Origin of the sequence: Comamonas flocculans, assembly GCF_007954405.1 — a bacterium.
In the GTDB taxonomy this organism is placed as follows: Bacteria; Pseudomonadota; Gammaproteobacteria; order Burkholderiales; family Burkholderiaceae_C; genus Comamonas_C; species Comamonas_C flocculans.
Genome location: NZ_CP042344.1, coordinates 1,489,207 through 1,507,199, shown reverse-complemented (window position 1 = coordinate 1,507,199; position 17,993 = coordinate 1,489,207). Strand labels below are relative to the sequence as shown.

Sequence of the window (17,993 nt, the reverse complement as noted above, 5' to 3'; positions counted from 1 at the left end):
CCAAAAATCAAAGCAGGCTGCCCTGCACCAATGCATCCACCACCGGCCGCAGCCGCGCACAGTCCAGCAACTGCGCCAGATGGGCGTGCTTGGCCTGCCATTCCCGCACCGCGCTCTCGCCCGGCAGCACGTAGTGCCAGGGCAGGTGCTGGCGCTGTTCCGGGGCCAGCGTGTTGATGCGCTCGCACCAGGTGAGCGCTGCGCGAAGCTTTCCGTGCCGTGGCTCTCCACCCCTCAGCGCCAGTTGTCTGGCACGGACGGTCAGGGCGGTGGAGAGGGCAAGGGGATTTTGAGCATCAGTCATCACAGAGAACCCGCATGGCGCGAATAAACAAATTGTTTAGAATGACGCATGATCGAGAGCTTCGCCAGCGACGAAACCGAGCGCCTGTTTGCCACCGGCAAGTCGCGGCGGTTGCCCCCTGACATCCTGCGGCGCGCGGTGATGCGGCTGGCCCAACTGGATGCCGCCGTGACGGTGGACGATCTGCGCCAGCCGCCGTCCAACCGGCTGGAAGCGCTGGGCGGTGACCGCGCAGGGCAATGGAGCATTCGCATCAACAACCAATGGCGCGTGTGCTTCCGGTTCGACCGGGGCCATGCACAGGAAGTTGAAATCGTCGATTACCACTGAGGAACGAACGCCATGACCACGCCCCACAACGGCCTGCCCGCCATTCACCCCGGCGAATACCTGCGCGAGACGCTGGACGAACTGGGCCTGACCCAGACGGCTTTTGCGCAAGCCCTGGGCGTCTCGCCCATGCGTGTATCGCACCTGCTCAAAGGGGACCGGCCCGTCACCGCCGAGCTGGCCCTGCGCCTGGGCCGCGCCCTGAGCCAATCGCCGCAGTACTGGCTGAACCTGCAAACCAGCTACGACCTGAAAGTGGCGCAGGCCGCCATGAAGGACAGCCTGAAGGCCGTGCGGGAACTGGCGGCGGTCTGACGCCTGAAGAAATCGCACGGCTGCGTGCCAGCAAGCGTGAGCTGGCGGCCTTGGCGTCCGCCGCACCCCGGCAGCAGCCCGCCACCCACTAACGCGGCTCATGCCGGCGCTCCGCTGCCCACGTCCTGCACCCTACGCGCAGCGCGTCGCCATCATTGGCGGCCAAACGCGACATATTGCCCCGGTAGTCCTACCAGACCGAGCGGAACACCTGCCCGTCGCAATCCGGGTCCACCGCCCAGTACTCGATCAGCGTCAGCGGATCGGCATTGGCCACGCGCTCGATGAGGTGCAGCGTCAGGTACCGCAGGCTGGAAAAGCGCAACTGCCCGCGCCGCAGCGCAAGCTGATTCGGGAGGTGATCCTCACCTTTGCCAAGGCGCATGCCGCGGCGCAGGAAGATGCGGCAGACCCGGCGGGGCGAGGCAAATAAAAAGAGAGCTACTAGCCTTAGTCCACATTGATTTTCAGATACAAAACATTCTGAAATTCAATACCAAAGCGCGCTAACAGCTCCTGTTTTTGAGATTCTGCCTTGCTGTGGCCGATGTGCGCCGCCCCCTCCGCCCTCAGGCGTGCGGCGTGGCCCTGGGCCACCTTGGGCGGCGGCCGGTGAGCTGGCTCACGATGGCGGCCTTGAGCGGGGGGAAGTTCTGCGAGGCGCTGAGCACCGCGCGGCGCAGCAGGCGCGCGGGGGGGCGCTCGTCGGTGTACAGGCGCACGATGGCGTTGGTGCCGGCAAAGATGGGCCAGGCGTGCAGGCGGTGGCGCCGTTCGTAGCGCGTCAGCGGCCAGGTGCTGCCGATGTCCAGGCCGCGCCGGCGCGCGAGGCTGAGCGCCTGCACGAGTGTGCGCACGCCCGACAGGCCGATGTTGAAGCCGTGCGCGGTGACCGGGTGCGTGCCCACGGCCGCGTCGCCCGCCAGCGCGCAGCGCGGCCCGGCGAAGTGGTGCGCCCAGACGGCCACCAGCGGGTAGCTGATGCGCTCGCTCACGAGCTGCATGGCGCCCAGGCGGTGCTGGAACTGCGCCGCGATGCGCGCCGCGTAGTCCTCGGGCGCCAGTTCCAGCAGCCGCTGGGCCTGCGCGCCGTCCACCGTCACCACGGCGGAGACCTGCGGGTGGCCGTCCTCGGGGCCCCGCGGCAGCGGCAGGATGGCGAGCGTGCTGTGGTGGTCAAAGCATTCGTGGGTGATCTCGCCGTGGTCTTTTTCCACGCGCATGCGGCAGACGATGACGCTGCGGCCAAAGTCGTGCATCGATGCGCCGATGCCGAGCATGCGGCGCACGCCGGAAAAACGGCTGTCTGCGGCGACCAGCAGCGGCGCCTGCACGCTGAAGGGTCGCTCGCCCTGGGTGAAGCTCACGCGCGCCTGGGCTGCGTCGGTTTGCACCTGCTGCACGCGCGCCTCGGTGACCAGCTCGATGCCCGCGGTGGTCGAGGCGAGCTCCCAGGCGCTGCGGCGCAGCGCGTGGTTGGGCACGATCCAGCCCAGGTTGTCCGCGCCGGTGCCGCCCGCATGCAGTTGCATGGGCCGGTGGCGGCCTACGGCGGCGTTGTGGACCTGTGCTTCGCGCAGCAGCCCGACTTCATGCGCCGCCAGCCGCTGCCAGCTGCCCAGCTGCATGAGCAGCGCGCGGCTGGGGTGGGTGAGCGCAATCTCGCGCCCGTCAAACGCCGGGCTGGCCAGCGCCTGGGCCGGCTGCTGCTCCAGCACGGTGCTGGAAAAGCCGGCGCGGGCGAGGGCGAGGGACAGCGTCAGGCCGACGGGGCCTGCGCCGACGATGAGGACATCACTGTGCTGCATGGCGGACGGGCTTGCGCTAAAGCCCTGATTGTGACCCCCTGGGCGCAAGCCCGCCCGCGCCGCTGGCGGACGCGGCTACCCCAGCGCCGCCAGCAGCGTGCCCTGGCATTCGCCGAAGCCGATGCGCGCGGCGCCCGGCGCCTCGCACCAGCCGCGCAGGATGACGGTGTCGCCGTCGGCCAGAAAGCCGCGCTCTTCGGCCCCGCCGATGTCCACCGGCTCTTGCCCGCCGCGCGCCAGCTCGATCAGCGCGCCGGCTTCGCCCTTGGTCGGGCCGGAGATGGTGCCGGTGCCGATCAGGTCGCCCGGCTGCAGCGCGCAGCCGCCGGCGGTGTGGTGGGCGAGCATCTGCGCCGCCGTCCAGTACTGGTGGCGAAAGCTGGTGCCCGACAGGCGCGCCGGAGCGCGCCCCGCCTGGCGCGCGGCCTCGCTGTGCAGCAGCACTTCGAGCCGGATGTCGATCGCGCCGTGCTCGCGGTTGGCCGGCGCGTCCAGGTAGGGCAGCGGCTGCACGTCGTCCGCGGCGCGCGTCCAGGGCAGGCGGTAGGGCGCGAGCGCGTCCATGGTGACGATCCAGGGCGAGAGCGTGGTGGCGAAGTTCTTGGCGTGAAAGGGCCCCAGCGGCTGCATCTCCCAGACCTGGATGTCGCGCGCCGACCAGTCGTTGAGCAGGCTGATGCCGAACAGGTGCTGCTCGGCCTGCGCCAGCGCGATCGGCTGGCCCGCCGCGTTGCCCGGCCCGACCCACAGGCCGAGCTCGCATTCGTAGTCCATCGCCGCGCAGGGCGCGAACACCGGCGTGCTGGCGCCGCGCGGCAGGTACTGGCCGTGCGGGCGGCGAAAGCGCTGGCCGCTCACGCCCAGCGTGGAGACGCGCCCGTGGTAGGCCTGGGGCAGCCAGCGGAAGTTGGGCGTGACGTCGGCATCGGGGTACATGATGCGCATGCAGTTGCGCGCATGGTCCAGCGAGGTATAGAAGTCGGTGTAGTCGCCGACCTGGGCCGGCAGCGCGTATTCCACGTCCGCCAGCGCCAGCATGCAGGTGCGCAGCGTGGTCTGCTGCGGCGCGCCCTCGCGCAGCAGGGCAAACAGCGCATGGCGCAGCGCGCGCCAGGCCGTGGGGCCGGCGGCCATGAAGGCGTTGAGCGTGGGCTGTGCGGCCGCTTGCAGCGCGGGCGCGGCCTCGGCGCCGACCAGGCCGGTGGCGGCCAGCGCCGCCAGGTCCAGCGCCTGGTCGCCTATGGCCACCGCGCCGCGCAGCGCCTGGCGGCTGTCGCGCGGGCGCAGCAGGGCAAAGGGCAGGTTCTGCACGGGGAAGTCGCAGCCGTCTTCATTGGCCGCGGCAAGCCAGCTGCGGGCGGCGGGGTCGTGGGTGTGGTCCAGGGGCATGGGGAGTATCAAAATAGTAGCTTGTAGCGCTTGATGGACAAGGGTTGGAGCCGGATTTGGCTTGCAAACCGCCTACGGCGAGGCGGCCATTAGCGCGTCGTCGAAGATGGCCACGGCGCGCGTCCAGCCGGCCGAGGCGCCGCGGATCTTGTGCGGGAAGCAGCTGATGTAGAAGCCGCTGGCGGGCAGCGCCTCCAGGTTGTGCAGCTTTTCCAGGTGGCAGTAGCCGATGTCGCGCCCGGCCTTGTGGCCTTCCCAGATCAGGCCGGCGTCGCGGCTTTGCGCGTACTTTTGCGCGGTGTAGACGAAGGGCGCGTCCCAGCTCCAGGCGTCGGTGCCGGTCAGGCGCACGCCGCGCTCCAGCAGGTACATCGTCGCCTCGTAGCCCATGCCGCAGCCGGCGGCGACGTAGTCGTCGTGGCCGTAGCGGCTGCCGGCGCGGGTGTTGACGACGACGATCTCCAGCGGCGCCAGCGTGTGGCCGATACGCCCCAGTTCCGCTTCGACGTCCGCGGCCGTCACCACGTAGCCGTCGGCGAAGTGGCGAAAGTCCAGCTTCACGCCGGGCTGGAAGCACCACTGCAGCGGCACCTCGTCGATGGTCCAGGCTTTTTTCTTCTCGCCCAGCGCCTTGTCCATGGTGCTGTGAAAGTGATACGGCGCGTCCAGGTGGGTGCCGTTGTGCGTCGACAGCTGCACCATCTCCACCGCCCAGACCTCGCCGTCGGGCAGGTCTTCCTGCTTCAGGCCGGGAAAGAACGGCGCCATCTGCTCGAAAGAGTTCTGGTGGTTGAAGTACTGGATCCTGGGCGCGAAGGCCGGCGGATCGGAGATGACGTCGTTTTCCAGGTAGATCGACAGATCGACGAATGTGCGTGCCATGTCAAGAGCTCCTTTGCTTCCAGTGGACCATGGGCAGCCCGGCGACGGGCGCGGTGAAATACGGAATGGTGCTGCCCATGAGGCTGCCCAGGTAGACGGTGCCGAGATCGGGCCCGCCGAAGGTGATGCTGGCCATCCAGGGGGCAAGCGTGCCGCGCGCGGCCAGCATGTCCTCGCTGGTCACGGTGCCAAGAGCCATGTGCTCGAGCAGCCTCTTGGACGCGGCCGGCTCGCCGTCGTCCAGCAGCAGCAGCTTGTCGCCCTCGGGCGTGAGCGCGATGAGCTGATCGACCATCACCAGCGTGCACCACAGGTTGCCGAAGGCGTCGAACGCGATGCCGTCCGGGTAGCCGCCCAGGTGGCTGGGGCCGAAGACCTCGCGCTCGGTCAGCTGCACGCCCTGCGCGCCCTCGATCAGGCGCATGCGCGTGATGCGCGGGCCGGTGGTTTCGGCGATGTAGAGCCACTCTTCGCGCGCATCGAGCCGGATCTCGTTGGTGAAGTAGAAACCCTCGGCCACCACGCGCAGCACGCCGCGCTCGAGCACCGCGATGTAGCCGTCGCGCACGCGCGAGCTGGCCGCCTGCGTCCAGGGGTTCACGCGCGTGGAGACGGTGATCCAGACGCGGTCGTGGCTGTCGCGCAGCACGAAGTTGACCTTGCCGATGGGCTGGCCGTCGATCGCATCGAACAGCACGCGGGTTTCGCCGCCGCGCGTCATCACTTCCAGGCGGTCGGTGCCGAAATTGCTGATCAGGATGTCGCCGTTGGCGGCAAACGCCAGGCCGTTGGGCAGGGTGCCGGTGGTGAACTTGTGTTCGAGCTCGGCGCTGCTTGCGGCGGTATCCGCAAAGCGCGGATCGGCATGCTGGCCGATGAAGCGCTGGCTGCCGTCGGCGGCGATGCGCACCACGCCGCCGCGCGCGTCGGCGGCCCACAGCGTGCCGTCGGGCTCGGCCAGGATGCATTCGGGGCGTTGCAGGTCCCGGCCTGCCGTCTTGATCTGGGCGCGGTCGACGGTGAAGCCGCGCAGGGGGTTGCTTGCCATGGTCAGCCTCCGGGGGTCTTGAGCAGCATCAGGGAAAGTTGGGGCACGAAGATGAGCAGCAGCAGCACCGCCACCATCATCACGGTGAAGGGCGCGGTGCCGCGGAAGATGTCGCCCAGCGTGATGCGCTGGTCCTGCAGCGTGCTCTTGATGACGAACACCGACAGGCCGAAGGGCGGCGTGAGCAGGCCGATCTCGACCGCCACCACCGTCACCACGCCGAACCAGATCAGGTTCAGCCCGAGCTGCTCGGCGATCGGCAGCATCAGCGGCAGCATGATGAGCAGGATGGAGGACGAATCGATGATGGTGCCCAGCAGCACGCAGAAGCTCACGTAGATGATGAAAAAGCCCGTGGGCCCTAGGCCCAGCTGCGTCATCCATTCGACGAGGAACTGCGGCATGCCCGACATCGCCAGCATGCGCGTGTAGATGGTGGCGCAGATGATGAGAAAACTCACCGACACCGTCACGTGGCCGGTTTCCACCAGCACGCTCCACAGCGACTTCCAGTTGAGCTTGCGGCGCAGCACGGCAATCGCCAGCGCCACCGCCGCGCCCGTGGCGCCGGCCTCGGTGGCGGTGAAGAAGCCCGCGTACAGGCCGCCGAGCACCGAGGCGATCAGGAGCACGCTGGGCAGCAGCTTGCCGGCCAGCGTGGTGAGCGGCATCAGCGCCTCTTGCGTCACCGGCTGCGGCGTGCCGCCTGCGTACACCGTGCGCGGCCAGAAGGTGGCCATCAGCACGATGCCTGTCGAATACGCCAGCGCCAGCACCAGGCCGGGCAGGATGCCGGCGGTGAACAGATCGCCCACCGACTGGTTGGCCAGGAAGCCGTAGAGGATCATGAGCAGGCTGGGCGGGATCAGCATGCCCAGCACCGACGAGCCCGCCACCACGCCGACGGCGAAGCGCGGCTGGTAGCCGAAGCGCAGCATCTCGGGCACGGCCACGCGCGTGAACACCGCCGCGGAGGCGATCGAGATGCCGGTAATCGCCGCAAACACCGCGTTGGACGCCACGGTGGCGATCCCCAGGCCGCCGCGCAGGCGGCGCAGCACCTGGTTGGCGACCTCGAAGGCGTCCTTGCCGACGTCGGCGATCGCCACCAGAAAGCCGGTGAGCACGAACAGCGGCACCACGCCGAAGATGTGGCTGGCGATCGCGTCCTGGCTGGCCTGCGCCAGCAGGTTGGCGGCGATGGTCGGGTCGCCGCGGATCAGCCAGACCCCGGCGAACGACACCACCGCCAGCACGATGGCCACGTGCATGCCGGCCCAGATCAGCCCCAGCATGGCCAGCAGCGACAGGCTGGCGACGAGGATGGGGCTCATCATGCGCGGGCCTCCCGCAGCGCGAGCGAGCGGCGCAGATCAAGCCAGGCGAGCAGCACGAAGGTGACGAGCGTGGCCACCATGCCCACCAGCATGATCAGGCGCACCGGCCACACCGGCGCGGTGAAGTCGCCCAGGGCGCCGACGTATTCCTGGATGCGGATGGACTCGACCAGCGGCTCCCACGCGGCCCACAGGATCACCGCCATGAGCAGCGCGCCGACCGCGTGGTAGAGCGCCTGGAGCAGTGCCGCGAGCCAGGGCGTGGTGCGCTTGAGGCGATCGAGCAGCACGTCCGCGCGCGTCATGCGCCCGGCCGCCAGCGTATCGGCCAGCTGCAGGAAGACGATGCCCACGATGGACAGCGACACCAGCTCGGTCACGCCGCGCACCGGCGCGTCGATCAGCTCGCGCCCGAGCACGTCGGTGTTGATCAGCAGCATCAGCGCCACGATCCACAGCGTGCCCAGCGCGTTGAGCAGCCGTGTCAGGCGAGCGAAGCCGCCGGGCAGCGGCAAGCCGTAGGAGTCCGCGGGCACCCCCTGCGCGGTGCTCGTGCCAGGCGTCGTCATCGCATCGGCCTTACTTGGCGGCCCAGTCGCGCGCCGGGTGGGCGCCGGCCTGCTTGAGCCCGTCCATGAAGCCGTTCAGCACTTGGTCGCCGGGCAGACCCTTGGCCTGCAGGTCGGCGGCGAAGGTCTTGGCGATCGGCGGCAGCGTGTCGGCCCAGCGCTTGCGCTCGGCGGCACTCAGTTCGCTGATCGTGGCGCCGGCCTCTTGCATCTTCTTCATCAGGCCCTCGGCGGCGGCGGTCTGCGCGGCGGCAAAGCGCTGGCTGTATTCGGCGCCCACTTCGCGCAGGATCTTCTGCAGCTCGGGCGGCAGCTTGTCGAAGCGGCGCTTGTTGATCGCCAGGCCGCCGGCGTATTGCGCGCCGAAGTTCACCTTGGTGATGTAGGGCGCCACCTCGTGCACCTTGGCGCCCCAAGCGCCGGTGGCAAAGGTGATCACGCCGTTGGACACGCCCGACTTGATGTCCTCGTAGTAGGTGTTCAGGTTGCCGGCCACGGCCACCGCACCGGTGTCCTTGATCCAGTTGGCCGCCGGGCCGGGCGCGGTGATCTTCTTGCCCTTGAGATCGTCGACCGAGTGGATCGGGAAGTTGGTCCAGATGTGGTAGGCGTCGAGCGCCGCGCCGCCCAGGTAGGTCAGGTTGTTCTTGCTCCAGGCCTGGCCCATGGCGGGGATGTTTTCCTGCATGCGGTTGAGCACCTGCGTGACCACGCCGATGTCGTCGGTGCCAAAGGGCGCGTAATAGCTCACGTTCTGGCTCGGGAAGCGCGCCGCCTCGAAGATGGTGCTGACGAAGCCCAGGTCGGCCACGCCGTCGGCGATGCCCTTGGACTCGGCGCCCAGCTTGATCAGGGTGCCCCCCCAGGCCTTGGTCCATTCGATCTTGTGCTTGTTGCCCGCGGCCGCCAGGCGCTTGTCGACCTCGGGGATGAAGAATTCATCGACCAGCTTGACCCACAGGAACACCGGCGGGTGGCCGGCGGCGGCCGTGAGGCGGATGGTCTGCTGGGCGTGCGCGGGGGCCGTCAGCGCGGCGGCGCTGGCCAGCAGTGCGGCGGCGGCGATCAGTCGGCGGGTCATCATGGTGGGGTCTCCTTGGAGGCGGGCGTTGGCAGGGCGGCTTGGATGCCGGCGGTGATGAAATCGATCAGCAGCGGCGCGGCGGCCGCGTCGTTGGGCGTGTTCTCGCCGTTGGACAGGCGCTGCACGCGGTAGTCGACCAGGTGGTGCAGGAGCGCGCCCATCGCGAACTGGTAGGCCCAGGCGGCGCGCGCGCGCGGCCATTCGGGACGCAACTGGTGCAGCGCGTCGATGAAGGCGTGCGCCATCGGGTCGAACATCTCGGCCAGCACGCGGTCGGTGTCGGGCGTGCGGTACATCAGTTCACGCGCCACCAGCAGCGCGTAGTACTCGCCCTCGGGGCTGGCGCGTAGCTGCAGCACCGGTTCGGCGAAGGCCTGCACCACGTCATGCACCGTCGGACGCGGCCCGTCCAGGGCCGCGCGCAGCAGCGACAGGCGCTCGTCTATGGTGGAGCGCCAGTGCGCGAAGATGGCATGGAACATCTCGTGCTTGGCGCCCCAGTAGTAGCCGACCAGCGCGGGCGGCACCCCGGCCTCGGCCGCGATCTGGCGGATCGAGACCGCGTGGTAGCCATATTGCGCGAACAGCTTTTCCGCCGCCAGCAGGATGGCCGCCTTGCGGTCGGGCCGGGAGGCGGCGTCGGGTGCGTGGGCGCGGCGGGCTCGGGTCTGGGGCATGCGGGTATTGGACAGTCGTCCAAACATTTGGACAACCGTACAAACCCTGATTGCCGGCGCCGCCGCAAGCCTTCGGACGCTGCCCGCCTGCAGCGCCGATGCGCGCGCCGGCTCAGCGGCAACTCTTCTGCCCGTTGAAAAACACCCCCTGCCAGGTCCAGCCGGACTCGGTCACCAGCTCGGCCAGCAGGTGCGCCAGCTGCTGCGGCCGGGCGGCAACCTCGCCCTGGCTCTGGCCGAGCGCGACCTGGTCGCCGTGGATGCTCAGCCCCAGCGCACGCCGCGCGGCGGCGCTCGGCGGCGTCAGGCTCAGGCGCGGCGCGCCCAGCACGATGAGCGCGGCCAGGCCCAGCGGCTCGGGCCTGCCCCCCGCGCAGCCACAGCCAGCCCAGCGCCACGGCGCCCAGCACGGTCAGCACCAGCTGCGCCCCGAGCAGCGGCGCATTGAAAGACCGGTTCATCGCGCTCCCCCTTTCATGGCCCAGCGGCCGATGGTGGGGCGGGGGGTCGGGGGACGCAACCCTACTTTTGATAGCTTGCAGCACTTGCGCAGCAAGCGTTTGAGGCCAAAAACAGCATGAATTTCCGAGGTGTCAGGTGCCGTGCGCTGTCACCCAACAGGTGCATCACGCCGAAGCCAGCAAACTCAAGGTCAACCATACCTTGTTGATACCAACCAGCGATCAGCTGCCGTCTTGAGGTTGAAACAGCACCCACGGCTGGCCCGGCCGGTCGGGATGATCGAGCACGCGCGCGGTCAGGTCGTAGACGGCTTGCAGGTTCGCGACGCTGAGCACCTCGCGCGGCGCGCCCTGGCCCTGCACCCGGCCCGCGCCCAGCAGCAGCAGGCGGTCGCACCAGGCGGCGGCCAGGTTGACGTCGTGCAGCACCACCAGCGCGGCCACGCCGTGCGTGTGTGCCAGGCTGCGCACGGCGCCCAGCAGCGCGATCTGGTGGCGCGGGTCCAGGCTGGCGGTGGGCTCGTCCAGCAGCAGCGCGCGGTATTCACCGGGCGTGCGGCAGGCCAGCAGCTGCACCACCACGCGGGCGAACTGCACGCGCTGCTGCTCGCCGCCCGAGAGCGCGCCGTGGCGCCGCCCCGCCAGGTGGCCCGCGCCGGTCAGGGCGAGCGCCTCGTCGGCCAGCGCTGCGAGTGCCGCGGGTGCCAGTTCGGGAAACGGGTAGGCGCCCATGCGCACCACTTCATGCACGCCCAGGTCGAAAGCCAGCGCGGGCGACTGCGGCAGCACCGCGCGCCGGCGCGCCAGCGCCGCCGCGCTCCACTGCGCCAGCGCCCGCCCCTGCAGTCGCACGGTGCCACCAGCGGGCGTGAGTTCGCCCGCCAGCGTGGCCAGCAAGGTGCTCTTGCCCGCGCCGTTGGCACCCAGCACGCCCAGCACCTCGCCGGGGTGCAGCTCCAGCGAAACGCCGCGCAGCACGGTGCGCGCGCCGCGTTGGCAATCGAGTGCGCTGGCCTGCAGCATTTCAGGTGCCCCGGCGCGCCAGCAGCCACAGCAGGAAAGGCCCGCCGACCAGGCTGGTGACGATGCCGATCGGCAGCTCGGACGGGATTGCCACCACGCGCGCCAGCCAGTCCGCCAGGGTCAGCGCGATGGCCCCGGCCAGCAGCGATGCGGGCAGCAGCGCGCGGTGATCGGCGCCCAGCGTCAGGCGCACCAGGTGCGGCACCACCAGGCCGACGAAGCCTATGGTGCCCGTGACGGCCACCAGCGGACCCACCAGCAGCGCCACCAGCAGCACCAGCCGACGGCGCAGCGGCGCCATGGCAAAGCCCAGGTGCTGGGCCTCGCGTTCGCCCAGCAGCAGCGCGTTCATGGCGCGCCAGTCGCGCAGCAGCAGTGCCGACAGCAGCGCGACCCAGGGCGCGAGCGCCGCCACCAGCGGCCAGCGCGCGCTGGCCAGGCTCCCCAGGCTCCAGAAGGTCAGGCTGCGCAACTGCACGTCGCTCGCCTGCCAGGTGAACAGGCCGATGACCGCGCCGCACAGCGCATTGATGGCGATGCCCGCGAGCAGCACCCCGGCCACGCCCGGGCCGCGCCCGCCCAGGCGCCAGGCCGCCAGCGTGGCCGCGAGGCTGCCCACGAAGGCCGCCGAGCCGACGGCCGGCAGGCTGGCCGCGCCCAGCACGATGGCGGCCACGGCGCCCAGCGCGCCGCCGGCGGACACGCCGATCAGCCCCGGCTCGGCCAGCGGGTTGCGAAACAGCGCCTGCATGGCGGCGCCGGAAATGGCCAACCCCGCGCCGACCAGCACCGCCAGCGCCACCCGCGGCAGGCGCACCTGCAGCAGCACGTTGCGCCACAGCGCCTCGTCGCCGCCGCCCGCGCCCAGCAGCAGGGCCGGCATGCGGGGGAGCGGAATGTGCATCGCCCCGCTGCAGGCCGCCGCCAGCGCCAGTGCAAGCAGCGCCGCACCCAGCGCCAGCAGCGCACCCGGGCGGCCCGGCCGCGCCGCACGCACTGCCGGGCGCGGGATCTGCGCGTGCGCCGTCAAGCGGCCCCGCGCGCCGCTGGGCCGAACAAGCCGCTGCGCACCTGCGCCAGCGCCAGCGGCAGGCGCGGGCCGAAGCCCAGCAGCAGCAGGTCGTCGAGCACGATGATGCGACCGCTTTGGGCGGCGGGCGTCATGGCGATGCCTGGCTGAGCGGTGAAGCCGGCCAGGCCGCCGGCGGCGTCGATGGACAGCGTGGAAGTCAGGATGGCATCAGGCTGCGCGGCAGCCACGGCCTCGGCGGAAATAGCCTTGTAGCCCGGCTGGCCGAAGGCATTGGCGCCACCCGCCAGCGTGAGCAGCGCATCGGGCGCGCTGCCCGCTCCGGCGGCCTGCAGGCGCCCGGTGTGGCTGCTCAGGATCAGCACGCGCGGCGGTGCGCCATCGTGCGCCACGGGCCGCGCGGCCTCGTCCAGTTGCTGGCGCAGACGGCGTGCCCGCGCCTGGCCCTCGGCATTGAGCCTGAGTGTCGCGGCCACGGTGTCGATGGCGCTTTCCAGCGCCGAGACCTTGGGCGATGAAGCGACCAGCACCACCGCCACCCCGGCCGCGCGCAGCTGCTCCAGCGCATGCGGCGGGCCGGCCTGCTCCGAGGCCAGCACCAGATCGGGGCGCAGGCTGAGCACGCCTTCGACGGCGAAGCTGCGAAAGTAGCCCACCTGCGGCAGCGCGCGCGCCGCCGGCGGGTACAGGCTGGACTGGTCCACGCCCACCAGGCGCTCGTCCGCGCCCAGCGCGTGCACGATCTCGGTGACCACGCCGCCCAGGCTGACCACGCGCTGTGCCTGCGCCGCGCGTGCGCCCGCGCCCAGCGCCAGCAGCGGGGTGGCCAGCAGAAGACGCCGGCGCAGCCTCATGCCAGTGCCGGCTCGGCGCTGGCCAGGCCGTCGGCCAGCTGGGTCCAGGCTTCGATCTCGGGGCGCCCGGGCAGGCGCTGGCCGAAGAACTGCACGATCTGCCCGCCCTGGGCGTCGTACAGCTCCAGCGAGGTCACCGGGCCGTCGGCGGTGGGCTTCTTCACCACCCAGCTCTCGGCCACCTGGTCCAGGCGCAGGTGCAGGTTGAAGTCCTCGTCGAGCACGTTCAGCCACGGCCCCATGGGTTTGATGCTGCGCACCGGGCCGGAGTGGATCTGCACCAGTCCGGGCGAGCCGACGAAGACCATGATGGGCAGGCCGGTGCGCGCGGCCTCGGTGAGCACGCGTTCGGCTGCGTTCTGGCCGGCGCGGCGCGCGAACTCGCTGCCGGCCACGTGCAGTGCCTGCAGGCGCGTGGTCTTCAGGCGCTTGAGCAGGCCATAGAACTCATGCGGCCCATAGCCCATGGTGCGCCAGCCTTCGCGCAGGGCCTGGGTGTCCACCTCCTCGTCGCGCAGCAGGTGCGACAGCGGGTCAACGACGGGCTGCACCGCCATGCCCGGGGTCTGGTCGGGCGCGGTATGGCGCGCCAGCAGCTGCTGCCAGGCGGCGGCGTCGGTCTGCTCCAGCCGATACACCTTGTGCACGGCGGTGCCGTCGGCGTCGAAGAACTGCAGGCTCTCGCGCCGCTGGCCCTGGCGCTCTTCGGTGACCGCGTAGCCATGCTTGAAGTGCGTGAGGAACACGCGCAGATCGATCGCGCCGCCCACCACGGCGCCCATGGCCTGGCCCAGGTTCACGCCCTCGAACCAGCCTTTTTTCTCGTGCACGCAATGCTCGTTGCGCGTGAGCACCATCACGCGGCCCACGGCGCGCAGGCCGCGGAAGATGTCGCCCCAGTCCTGCGTGTGCAGGCGGGTGACGCCGTCGCCGGTGCGGCAGGCGACGAGTTCGCCTTCGCTCACCGCGAGGCGCTGGGCGATGGTGCGCGCGTACAGCTCGGGCTCGGCGGTGCGCAGCGCGCTCCAGGATTGTTTCAGTGCGGCCGCGGTGGCAGCGGGGGATGCGGTTTCGGTCATGGGGTTTCCTTTGGACGACAGGGTTGGGCACGGCCGCCGGGACGTGGTCGGCGGTGCGTGGCGCGGGTGCGCGCCGGCTTACTTCGGCGGCTGGACGTCGAAGGCGATGGTCCAGGTCTGCGCGCCAGCGTAGGGCGGGTCGGCCGGGGCGTAGGCGATGTCGGTCACGTGCATGCGCGCGTAGCTGTTGCCTTCGCCCGAACGGACCAGCGTGGCCGCCTCGGGGTTGGGTTTGAGCATGTGCTGGTGCAGGCCCACGGCGGTGGCCCCCGCCTCGGTCGGGTAGTAGCTGTACCAGCCGAAATCGAGCGGGTTGGGGTAGGCGCCGCGGTAGTCGGGGCCGAGCAGCGAATGGAAGCTGTCGGCCACCCATTTGTTGGCGGCCGCGGGCACGGCGATGTCGGCGGCGGTCAGGTCGGCCAGGGTGTCGGCCGGCTTGGCGCTGGCAAAGCGCTCGACCACCGGCTGGCCGTCGGCGCCGTAGAAGCCGGCCGGCGTCTTGCCGACGAAGCCGGCCACCTTGCCACTGCCCGAATCGCCGCCGTTGAGCTTGATGTTGTAGCGGTTGAAGGCGATGTGCCATGGGCCGCTGGCACTGGTGATGGTGCCGCTTTGCAGGTCGAGGTAGGCCCAGTCGGTGTCGCTGCGCGCGTCCACCGTGGCGGTGCGCACGTTGGCGGGGTCGGCGCGATCCACCCAGCGCAGCGACACGTAGCCCGAAGCCACGCCGGTCGGTCCGCCGTAGTAGCCCGTCACCTGCAGCGCGTACACCGGCGCCGCGGGGGTGCCGGTGGCGTCGGCCGAGCTGCTGTCGGAGGTGACCAGGAACACCCGGTAGTTGGGGTAGAGCTGGTGGTCGCCCTTGAGGTCGTATTCGAAGGCCGCCGAGGCGATGGCATTGCCGCCCGTGAAGGCGCCGTGCACGCTGTCCTTGAAATAGACCGCGTCGGGCAGTGCGCCGTCCACCGGGTCGATGGTCGCATCCTTCCAGACCGACAGCGCCGTCCAGGTGTGGTCGAACGGCCCGCCGAAGGCGCCGCCCTTGCCGGGGCCGCTGGTGCCGCTGTTGGTCCACAGCGTGGCCGAGCGCCCGCCGCTGGTGACCTTCACGTCCCACGCGCTGCCGGCGCAGCCGGCCACTTCGGCGCCGGCGTCGAAGTCGTAGCACACCGAGCCGCCGCTGTCGGGCAGCACGAACTTCCAGCTTGCGCTCTTGGTGAAGGCGCTCGTGGGCGTCGGCTCGGGTGCGGGGGTGTCGTCGCTGCCGCCGCCGCAGGCGGCCAGCAGTGCGCTCGCCAGGGCGGCGGCGGTGATTGCCAGGGGTTTGCGTTTCATGCCTCAGGTCTCCATGGAAAAAAATCAGGGCGTCTTGCCGAATTCGTGGCGGATGCCGGCATAGACGAAGCGGCCGGCCAGTGGACCAAAGTCGGTCGGGTCGCCGAAGTTGCGCTGGCGGTTGAACAGGTTGTTCACGCCGACGAAGGCGGTTGTCGCCCGGTCCAGCTGGTGGTTGAACATCAGGTCCAGCGTGGTCCAGGCCGGCGAGCGGCCACCGCTGGCGGTATCCACCAGCTCGCTGCTCTGGTAGCGCGCGCGCAGCGACAGCGTGTCCGCGGGACTGGGCTGCCAGTCCAGCCCCAGCCGCAGGCTCTGTCGCGGGCGGCGCGTGAGCTCGGTGCCGGTATCGAGGTTGCGCGTCTGCGTGAAGGTGTAGCCGGCGCGCAGCCTGAGGCCGGCGTGCGCGCGCCAGGTGGCCAGCGCCTCCAGTCCGCGGGTGCGCGCGCGGGCGATGTTCTGGTAGGTGAAGTGGGTGATGCCGTTGACCGAGGTGGCGTTGGCCTCGTCCACCTGGATCAGGTCGCTCACGCGGTTGTCGAACAGGTTCACGTCCAGGTTGAGGCGCTCGCGCAGCGACAGCTGTGCGCCCAGCTGCAGGCTGGTGGACGATTCCGGCTTCAGGTTCGGGTTGCCGATGACCATGTAGCCCAGCGCGCTGTGGTCAAACAGGAAGTAGCGTTCCTTGAGGTTGGGCACGCGGTAGCCGCGCCCGAAGCTGGCGCGCAGCGCGCCCTTCCAGTCCGGGCCATCCCAGAGCTTGGCACGCAGGCTGGCCTTGGGCGCGAAGTGCGCGCCGAAGTCCGAGTCGTGCTGGCCGCGCAGGCCCAGCAGCAGCTCCCAGGTGTCGCTCCACAGGATGTCGTTCTGCGCGAACAGCTCGTTGCTCGCGCGGCGCACGCGCCCGCCGCTCAGTTCGGTGCTGCCGTCCGCGCTCTGCGCCAGGCTTTCGCGGTGCAGGTCCAGGCCGAACTGCCAGAGCTGGTTTCGCCAGGCGGGCAGATCCACCTGTGCGGTGACGTGGTCGGTGCGCTGCGCGGCCTGGCGCGATTGCTGCAGAAACGCGTTGGAGTAGGTATCCGAGTCGCTGGCGTAGCGCTCGGACACGCCCTTGACCTCGGCGCTCAGGCCGCCGTCCCCGCGCCAGCGGCCGCCCCAGCCGAGGCGGTTGCGGGTGATCGCCTCGTCCTTGCTTTGCGGCACGTCGTTGGGCGGCGCGAAGTAGTTGAAGCGCTGGCTGTCGTTCTCCTGGTAGCGGCTGGCGTCCAGCCACAGGCGGGTGGATGCGGCGGGCAGCCATTCCAGCCGCGCGCCGAGCTGGCCGCGGCGCACCGCGTCGCCCTGGCGCGCCCAGGCCGAGGGGTCGATGGCGAAGCCCGCGTCGTGCAGCACGTCGCCGCTGAGGCGGTAGCGCCAATTGACGTTGCCGCCGTCGAGGCGCACGCGCGCATGGCGGCTGGCCGGGTCCAGGCTGCGCCCCGAGGGGTTCTGTCCGTCATGGCTGCCCAGGTCCAGCACCGCCTCGCCCGAGAAGCCGGGCGCTATCGGCCGCGTGATGACGTTGATCACCCCGCCCATGGCCGAGCTGCCGTACTGCGCCGAGGCCGCGCCCTTGACCACCTCGACGTGATCGACCTCGGTCAGCAGGTACTGGCTCAGGTCCACCGTGGAGCCGGTGCTGGCGGTGATCGGCAGGCCGTCGATCAGCACCAGCACCTGGTCGCTGGTCAGGCCCTGCAGCGACACCTCGTAGCCCGACTTGCCGTGCACCTCGCTCAGCTGCAGGCCGGGCACGTCCTCCAGCGCCTGCTTGAGCGTGCGGGCGTGGGTGCGCTGAATTTCGGCGCCGTCCACCACCTCGGTGCGGATCGGCGTCTCGTCCAGCGGTTTTTCGCTGCGTGTGCCGGTGACCACCACGGGCGCGAGGGTGGGCGCGGCCCCGGGCGCGGGGGGCTGCTGGGCGCCGGCCAGCGCGCAGGCCCCGGCGCAGGCCAGCGTGACCGCCAGCCGGGCCGCGGGATGCCTGTCGAGGGGGCGGACGGGGGAGGCCGGCAGCTCGGTCGGGTACATTTGTGAATGCTTATGTGAATGAGAATGATTCTCGATAGTATAACCCTGAATCCCGTGAGGGAATAGGGTTGTTGGCACGGGGCCGCCGTCAGGGCGCGCGCGGCGCAGGGGCTGTCGGGCGCCTCTGCCCCGGGCCGTTCGCCTGCCTGTCCGCGGCTGGCCCGTCGCCGCGGCGCTGGAGGCATGCCCCGACACCGCGAGCGCCGGCCGGTTCGCGGCGGGGCGGACGCTTCCGCATGCCCTGCGCGCCGGGGGGCCTGCAGCCTGCCGTCCTTGCGGGCTGTCCCGAAAAAAGCGTGGACAGGCTCTCAGAGCTTGAGAGGAAATTGTCCGTGCCCGAAAGGCGCGTCAAAACGCCGCCAATCGAGACGCAAAACGCAGTCATGGCTGGGGCCATG

The 17,993-nt window shown here is 70.5% G+C and carries 19 protein-coding genes; 2 read left to right on the top strand and 17 right to left on the bottom strand.

Annotated features, from left to right (window positions below; translation table 11 throughout):
- Window positions 1-7: 7 nt before the first annotated feature.
- Entirely contained in the window at window positions 8-304 is a 297-nt protein-coding gene (locus FOZ74_RS07325) for a hypothetical protein (RefSeq protein ID WP_146912444.1), read from the bottom strand.
- A gap of 48 nt (window positions 305-352) precedes the next feature.
- Between FOZ74_RS07325 and FOZ74_RS07320 the strand changes: the two genes are divergently transcribed.
- Both FOZ74_RS07320 and FOZ74_RS07315 read left to right on the top strand, forming a co-directional pair.
- Entirely contained in the window at window positions 353-634 is a 282-nt protein-coding gene (locus FOZ74_RS07320) for a type II toxin-antitoxin system RelE/ParE family toxin (protein ID WP_146912443.1), read from the top strand.
- A 12-nt stretch (window positions 635-646) separates the two neighbouring features.
- A complete protein-coding gene (locus FOZ74_RS07315) occupies window positions 647-949 on the top strand; it encodes a HigA family addiction module antitoxin (protein WP_146912442.1) in 303 nt (100 codons plus the stop codon).
- Window positions 950-1,139: 190 nt separating this feature from the next.
- Here the strand turns inward: FOZ74_RS07315 and FOZ74_RS16150 are convergent, their stop codons facing one another.
- From FOZ74_RS16150 to FOZ74_RS07235, 16 genes are all read right to left on the bottom strand, one after another.
- A complete protein-coding gene (locus FOZ74_RS16150; RefSeq protein WP_222434189.1) occupies window positions 1,140-1,334 on the bottom strand; it encodes a hypothetical protein in 195 nt (64 codons plus the stop codon).
- Window positions 1,335-1,518: 184 nt separating this feature from the next.
- Window positions 1,519-2,757, bottom strand: a complete 1,239-nt coding sequence (ubiM, locus tag FOZ74_RS07305) for a 5-demethoxyubiquinol-8 5-hydroxylase UbiM (protein WP_146912441.1) — start codon at window positions 2,755-2,757, stop codon at window positions 1,519-1,521.
- A gap of 75 nt (window positions 2,758-2,832) precedes the next feature.
- Window positions 2,833-4,146, bottom strand: a complete 1,314-nt coding sequence (gene fahA / locus FOZ74_RS07300) for a fumarylacetoacetase (protein ID WP_146912440.1) — start codon at window positions 4,144-4,146, stop codon at window positions 2,833-2,835.
- A 72-nt stretch (window positions 4,147-4,218) separates the two neighbouring features.
- The gene (locus FOZ74_RS07295) at window positions 4,219-5,028 is read right to left on the bottom strand and encodes a cyclase family protein (protein ID WP_146912439.1); all 810 of its coding nucleotides are present in this window, start codon (window positions 5,026-5,028) and stop codon (window positions 4,219-4,221) included.
- Between the two features lies 1 nt (window position 5,029).
- Window positions 5,030-6,076: an SMP-30/gluconolactonase/LRE family protein gene (locus FOZ74_RS07290; protein ID WP_146912438.1), complete on the bottom strand. Its 1,047-nt coding sequence runs from the start codon at window positions 6,074-6,076 to the stop codon at window positions 5,030-5,032.
- Between the two features lie 2 nt (window positions 6,077-6,078).
- Window positions 6,079-7,413: a TRAP transporter large permease gene (locus tag FOZ74_RS07285; RefSeq protein ID WP_255437817.1), complete on the bottom strand. Its 1,335-nt coding sequence runs from the start codon at window positions 7,411-7,413 to the stop codon at window positions 6,079-6,081.
- A complete protein-coding gene (locus FOZ74_RS07280; protein ID WP_146912437.1) occupies window positions 7,410-7,982 on the bottom strand; it encodes a TRAP transporter small permease subunit in 573 nt (190 codons plus the stop codon). The genes FOZ74_RS07285 and FOZ74_RS07280 overlap by 4 nt, the downstream gene beginning before the upstream one ends.
- 10 nt (window positions 7,983-7,992) lie before the next feature.
- The gene (locus FOZ74_RS07275; RefSeq protein ID WP_146912436.1) at window positions 7,993-9,066 is read right to left on the bottom strand and encodes a C4-dicarboxylate TRAP transporter substrate-binding protein; all 1,074 of its coding nucleotides are present in this window, start codon (window positions 9,064-9,066) and stop codon (window positions 7,993-7,995) included.
- Window positions 9,063-9,743, bottom strand: a complete 681-nt coding sequence (locus FOZ74_RS07270; protein WP_255437816.1) for a TetR/AcrR family transcriptional regulator — start codon at window positions 9,741-9,743, stop codon at window positions 9,063-9,065. The genes FOZ74_RS07275 and FOZ74_RS07270 overlap by 4 nt, the downstream gene beginning before the upstream one ends.
- A 112-nt stretch (window positions 9,744-9,855) precedes the next feature.
- Window positions 9,856-10,074 (bottom strand): hypothetical protein, encoded by a 219-nt coding sequence (locus tag FOZ74_RS07265; protein ID WP_146912434.1) that lies wholly within the window; start codon window positions 10,072-10,074, stop codon window positions 9,856-9,858.
- A 352-nt stretch (window positions 10,075-10,426) separates the two neighbouring features.
- Window positions 10,427-11,182 (bottom strand): heme ABC transporter ATP-binding protein, encoded by a 756-nt coding sequence (locus FOZ74_RS07260; RefSeq protein ID WP_432417480.1) that lies wholly within the window; start codon window positions 11,180-11,182, stop codon window positions 10,427-10,429.
- Between the two features lie 46 nt (window positions 11,183-11,228).
- Window positions 11,229-12,170, bottom strand: coding sequence for a FecCD family ABC transporter permease (locus FOZ74_RS07255; RefSeq protein WP_186764685.1), 942 nt, complete (start codon window positions 12,168-12,170; stop codon window positions 11,229-11,231).
- Window positions 12,171-12,253: 83 nt separating this feature from the next.
- Window positions 12,254-13,111, bottom strand: a complete 858-nt coding sequence (locus FOZ74_RS07250) for a heme/hemin ABC transporter substrate-binding protein (RefSeq protein WP_146912431.1) — start codon at window positions 13,109-13,111, stop codon at window positions 12,254-12,256.
- Window positions 13,108-14,190, bottom strand: a complete 1,083-nt coding sequence (locus tag FOZ74_RS07245) for a hemin-degrading factor (protein WP_146912430.1) — start codon at window positions 14,188-14,190, stop codon at window positions 13,108-13,110. Before FOZ74_RS07245 ends, FOZ74_RS07250 begins: the two co-directional genes overlap by 4 nt.
- Window positions 14,191-14,268: 78 nt before the next feature.
- Window positions 14,269-15,525, bottom strand: coding sequence for an HmuY family protein (locus FOZ74_RS07240; RefSeq protein WP_146912429.1), 1,257 nt, complete (start codon window positions 15,523-15,525; stop codon window positions 14,269-14,271).
- A gap of 24 nt (window positions 15,526-15,549) precedes the next feature.
- Entirely contained in the window at window positions 15,550-17,595 is a 2,046-nt protein-coding gene (locus FOZ74_RS07235; RefSeq protein WP_146912428.1) for a TonB-dependent receptor plug domain-containing protein, read from the bottom strand.
- Window positions 17,596-17,993 lie beyond the last annotated feature (398 nt).

Excerpts from the sequence above, each read along its gene's own strand:
- FOZ74_RS07325 (WP_146912444.1), bottom strand. The coding sequence starts at position 304 with ATGACTGATGCTCAAAATCCCCTTGCCCTCTCCACCGCCCTGACCGTC.
- FOZ74_RS07320 (WP_146912443.1), top strand. The coding sequence starts at position 353 with ATGATCGAGAGCTTCGCCAGCGACGAAACCGAGCGCCTGTTTGCCACC.
- FOZ74_RS07315 (WP_146912442.1), top strand. The coding sequence starts at position 647 with ATGACCACGCCCCACAACGGCCTGCCCGCCATTCACCCCGGCGAATAC.
- FOZ74_RS16150 (WP_222434189.1), bottom strand. The coding sequence starts at position 1,334 with ATGCGCCTTGGCAAAGGTGAGGATCACCTCCCGAATCAGCTTGCGCTG.
- ubiM (WP_146912441.1), bottom strand. The coding sequence starts at position 2,757 with ATGCAGCACAGTGATGTCCTCATCGTCGGCGCAGGCCCCGTCGGCCTG.
- fahA (WP_146912440.1), bottom strand. The coding sequence starts at position 4,146 with ATGCCCCTGGACCACACCCACGACCCCGCCGCCCGCAGCTGGCTTGCC.
- FOZ74_RS07295 (WP_146912439.1), bottom strand. The coding sequence starts at position 5,028 with ATGGCACGCACATTCGTCGATCTGTCGATCTACCTGGAAAACGACGTC.
- FOZ74_RS07290 (WP_146912438.1), bottom strand. The coding sequence starts at position 6,076 with ATGGCAAGCAACCCCCTGCGCGGCTTCACCGTCGACCGCGCCCAGATC.
- FOZ74_RS07285 (WP_255437817.1), bottom strand. The coding sequence starts at position 7,413 with ATGATGAGCCCCATCCTCGTCGCCAGCCTGTCGCTGCTGGCCATGCTG.
- FOZ74_RS07280 (WP_146912437.1), bottom strand. The coding sequence starts at position 7,982 with ATGACGACGCCTGGCACGAGCACCGCGCAGGGGGTGCCCGCGGACTCC.
- FOZ74_RS07275 (WP_146912436.1), bottom strand. The coding sequence starts at position 9,066 with ATGATGACCCGCCGACTGATCGCCGCCGCCGCACTGCTGGCCAGCGCC.
- FOZ74_RS07270 (WP_255437816.1), bottom strand. The coding sequence starts at position 9,743 with ATGCCCCAGACCCGAGCCCGCCGCGCCCACGCACCCGACGCCGCCTCC.
- FOZ74_RS07250 (WP_146912431.1), bottom strand. The coding sequence starts at position 13,111 with ATGAGGCTGCGCCGGCGTCTTCTGCTGGCCACCCCGCTGCTGGCGCTG.
- FOZ74_RS07245 (WP_146912430.1), bottom strand. The coding sequence starts at position 14,190 with ATGACCGAAACCGCATCCCCCGCTGCCACCGCGGCCGCACTGAAACAA.
- FOZ74_RS07240 (WP_146912429.1), bottom strand. The coding sequence starts at position 15,525 with ATGAAACGCAAACCCCTGGCAATCACCGCCGCCGCCCTGGCGAGCGCA.
- FOZ74_RS07235 (WP_146912428.1), bottom strand. The coding sequence starts at position 17,595 with ATGTACCCGACCGAGCTGCCGGCCTCCCCCGTCCGCCCCCTCGACAGG.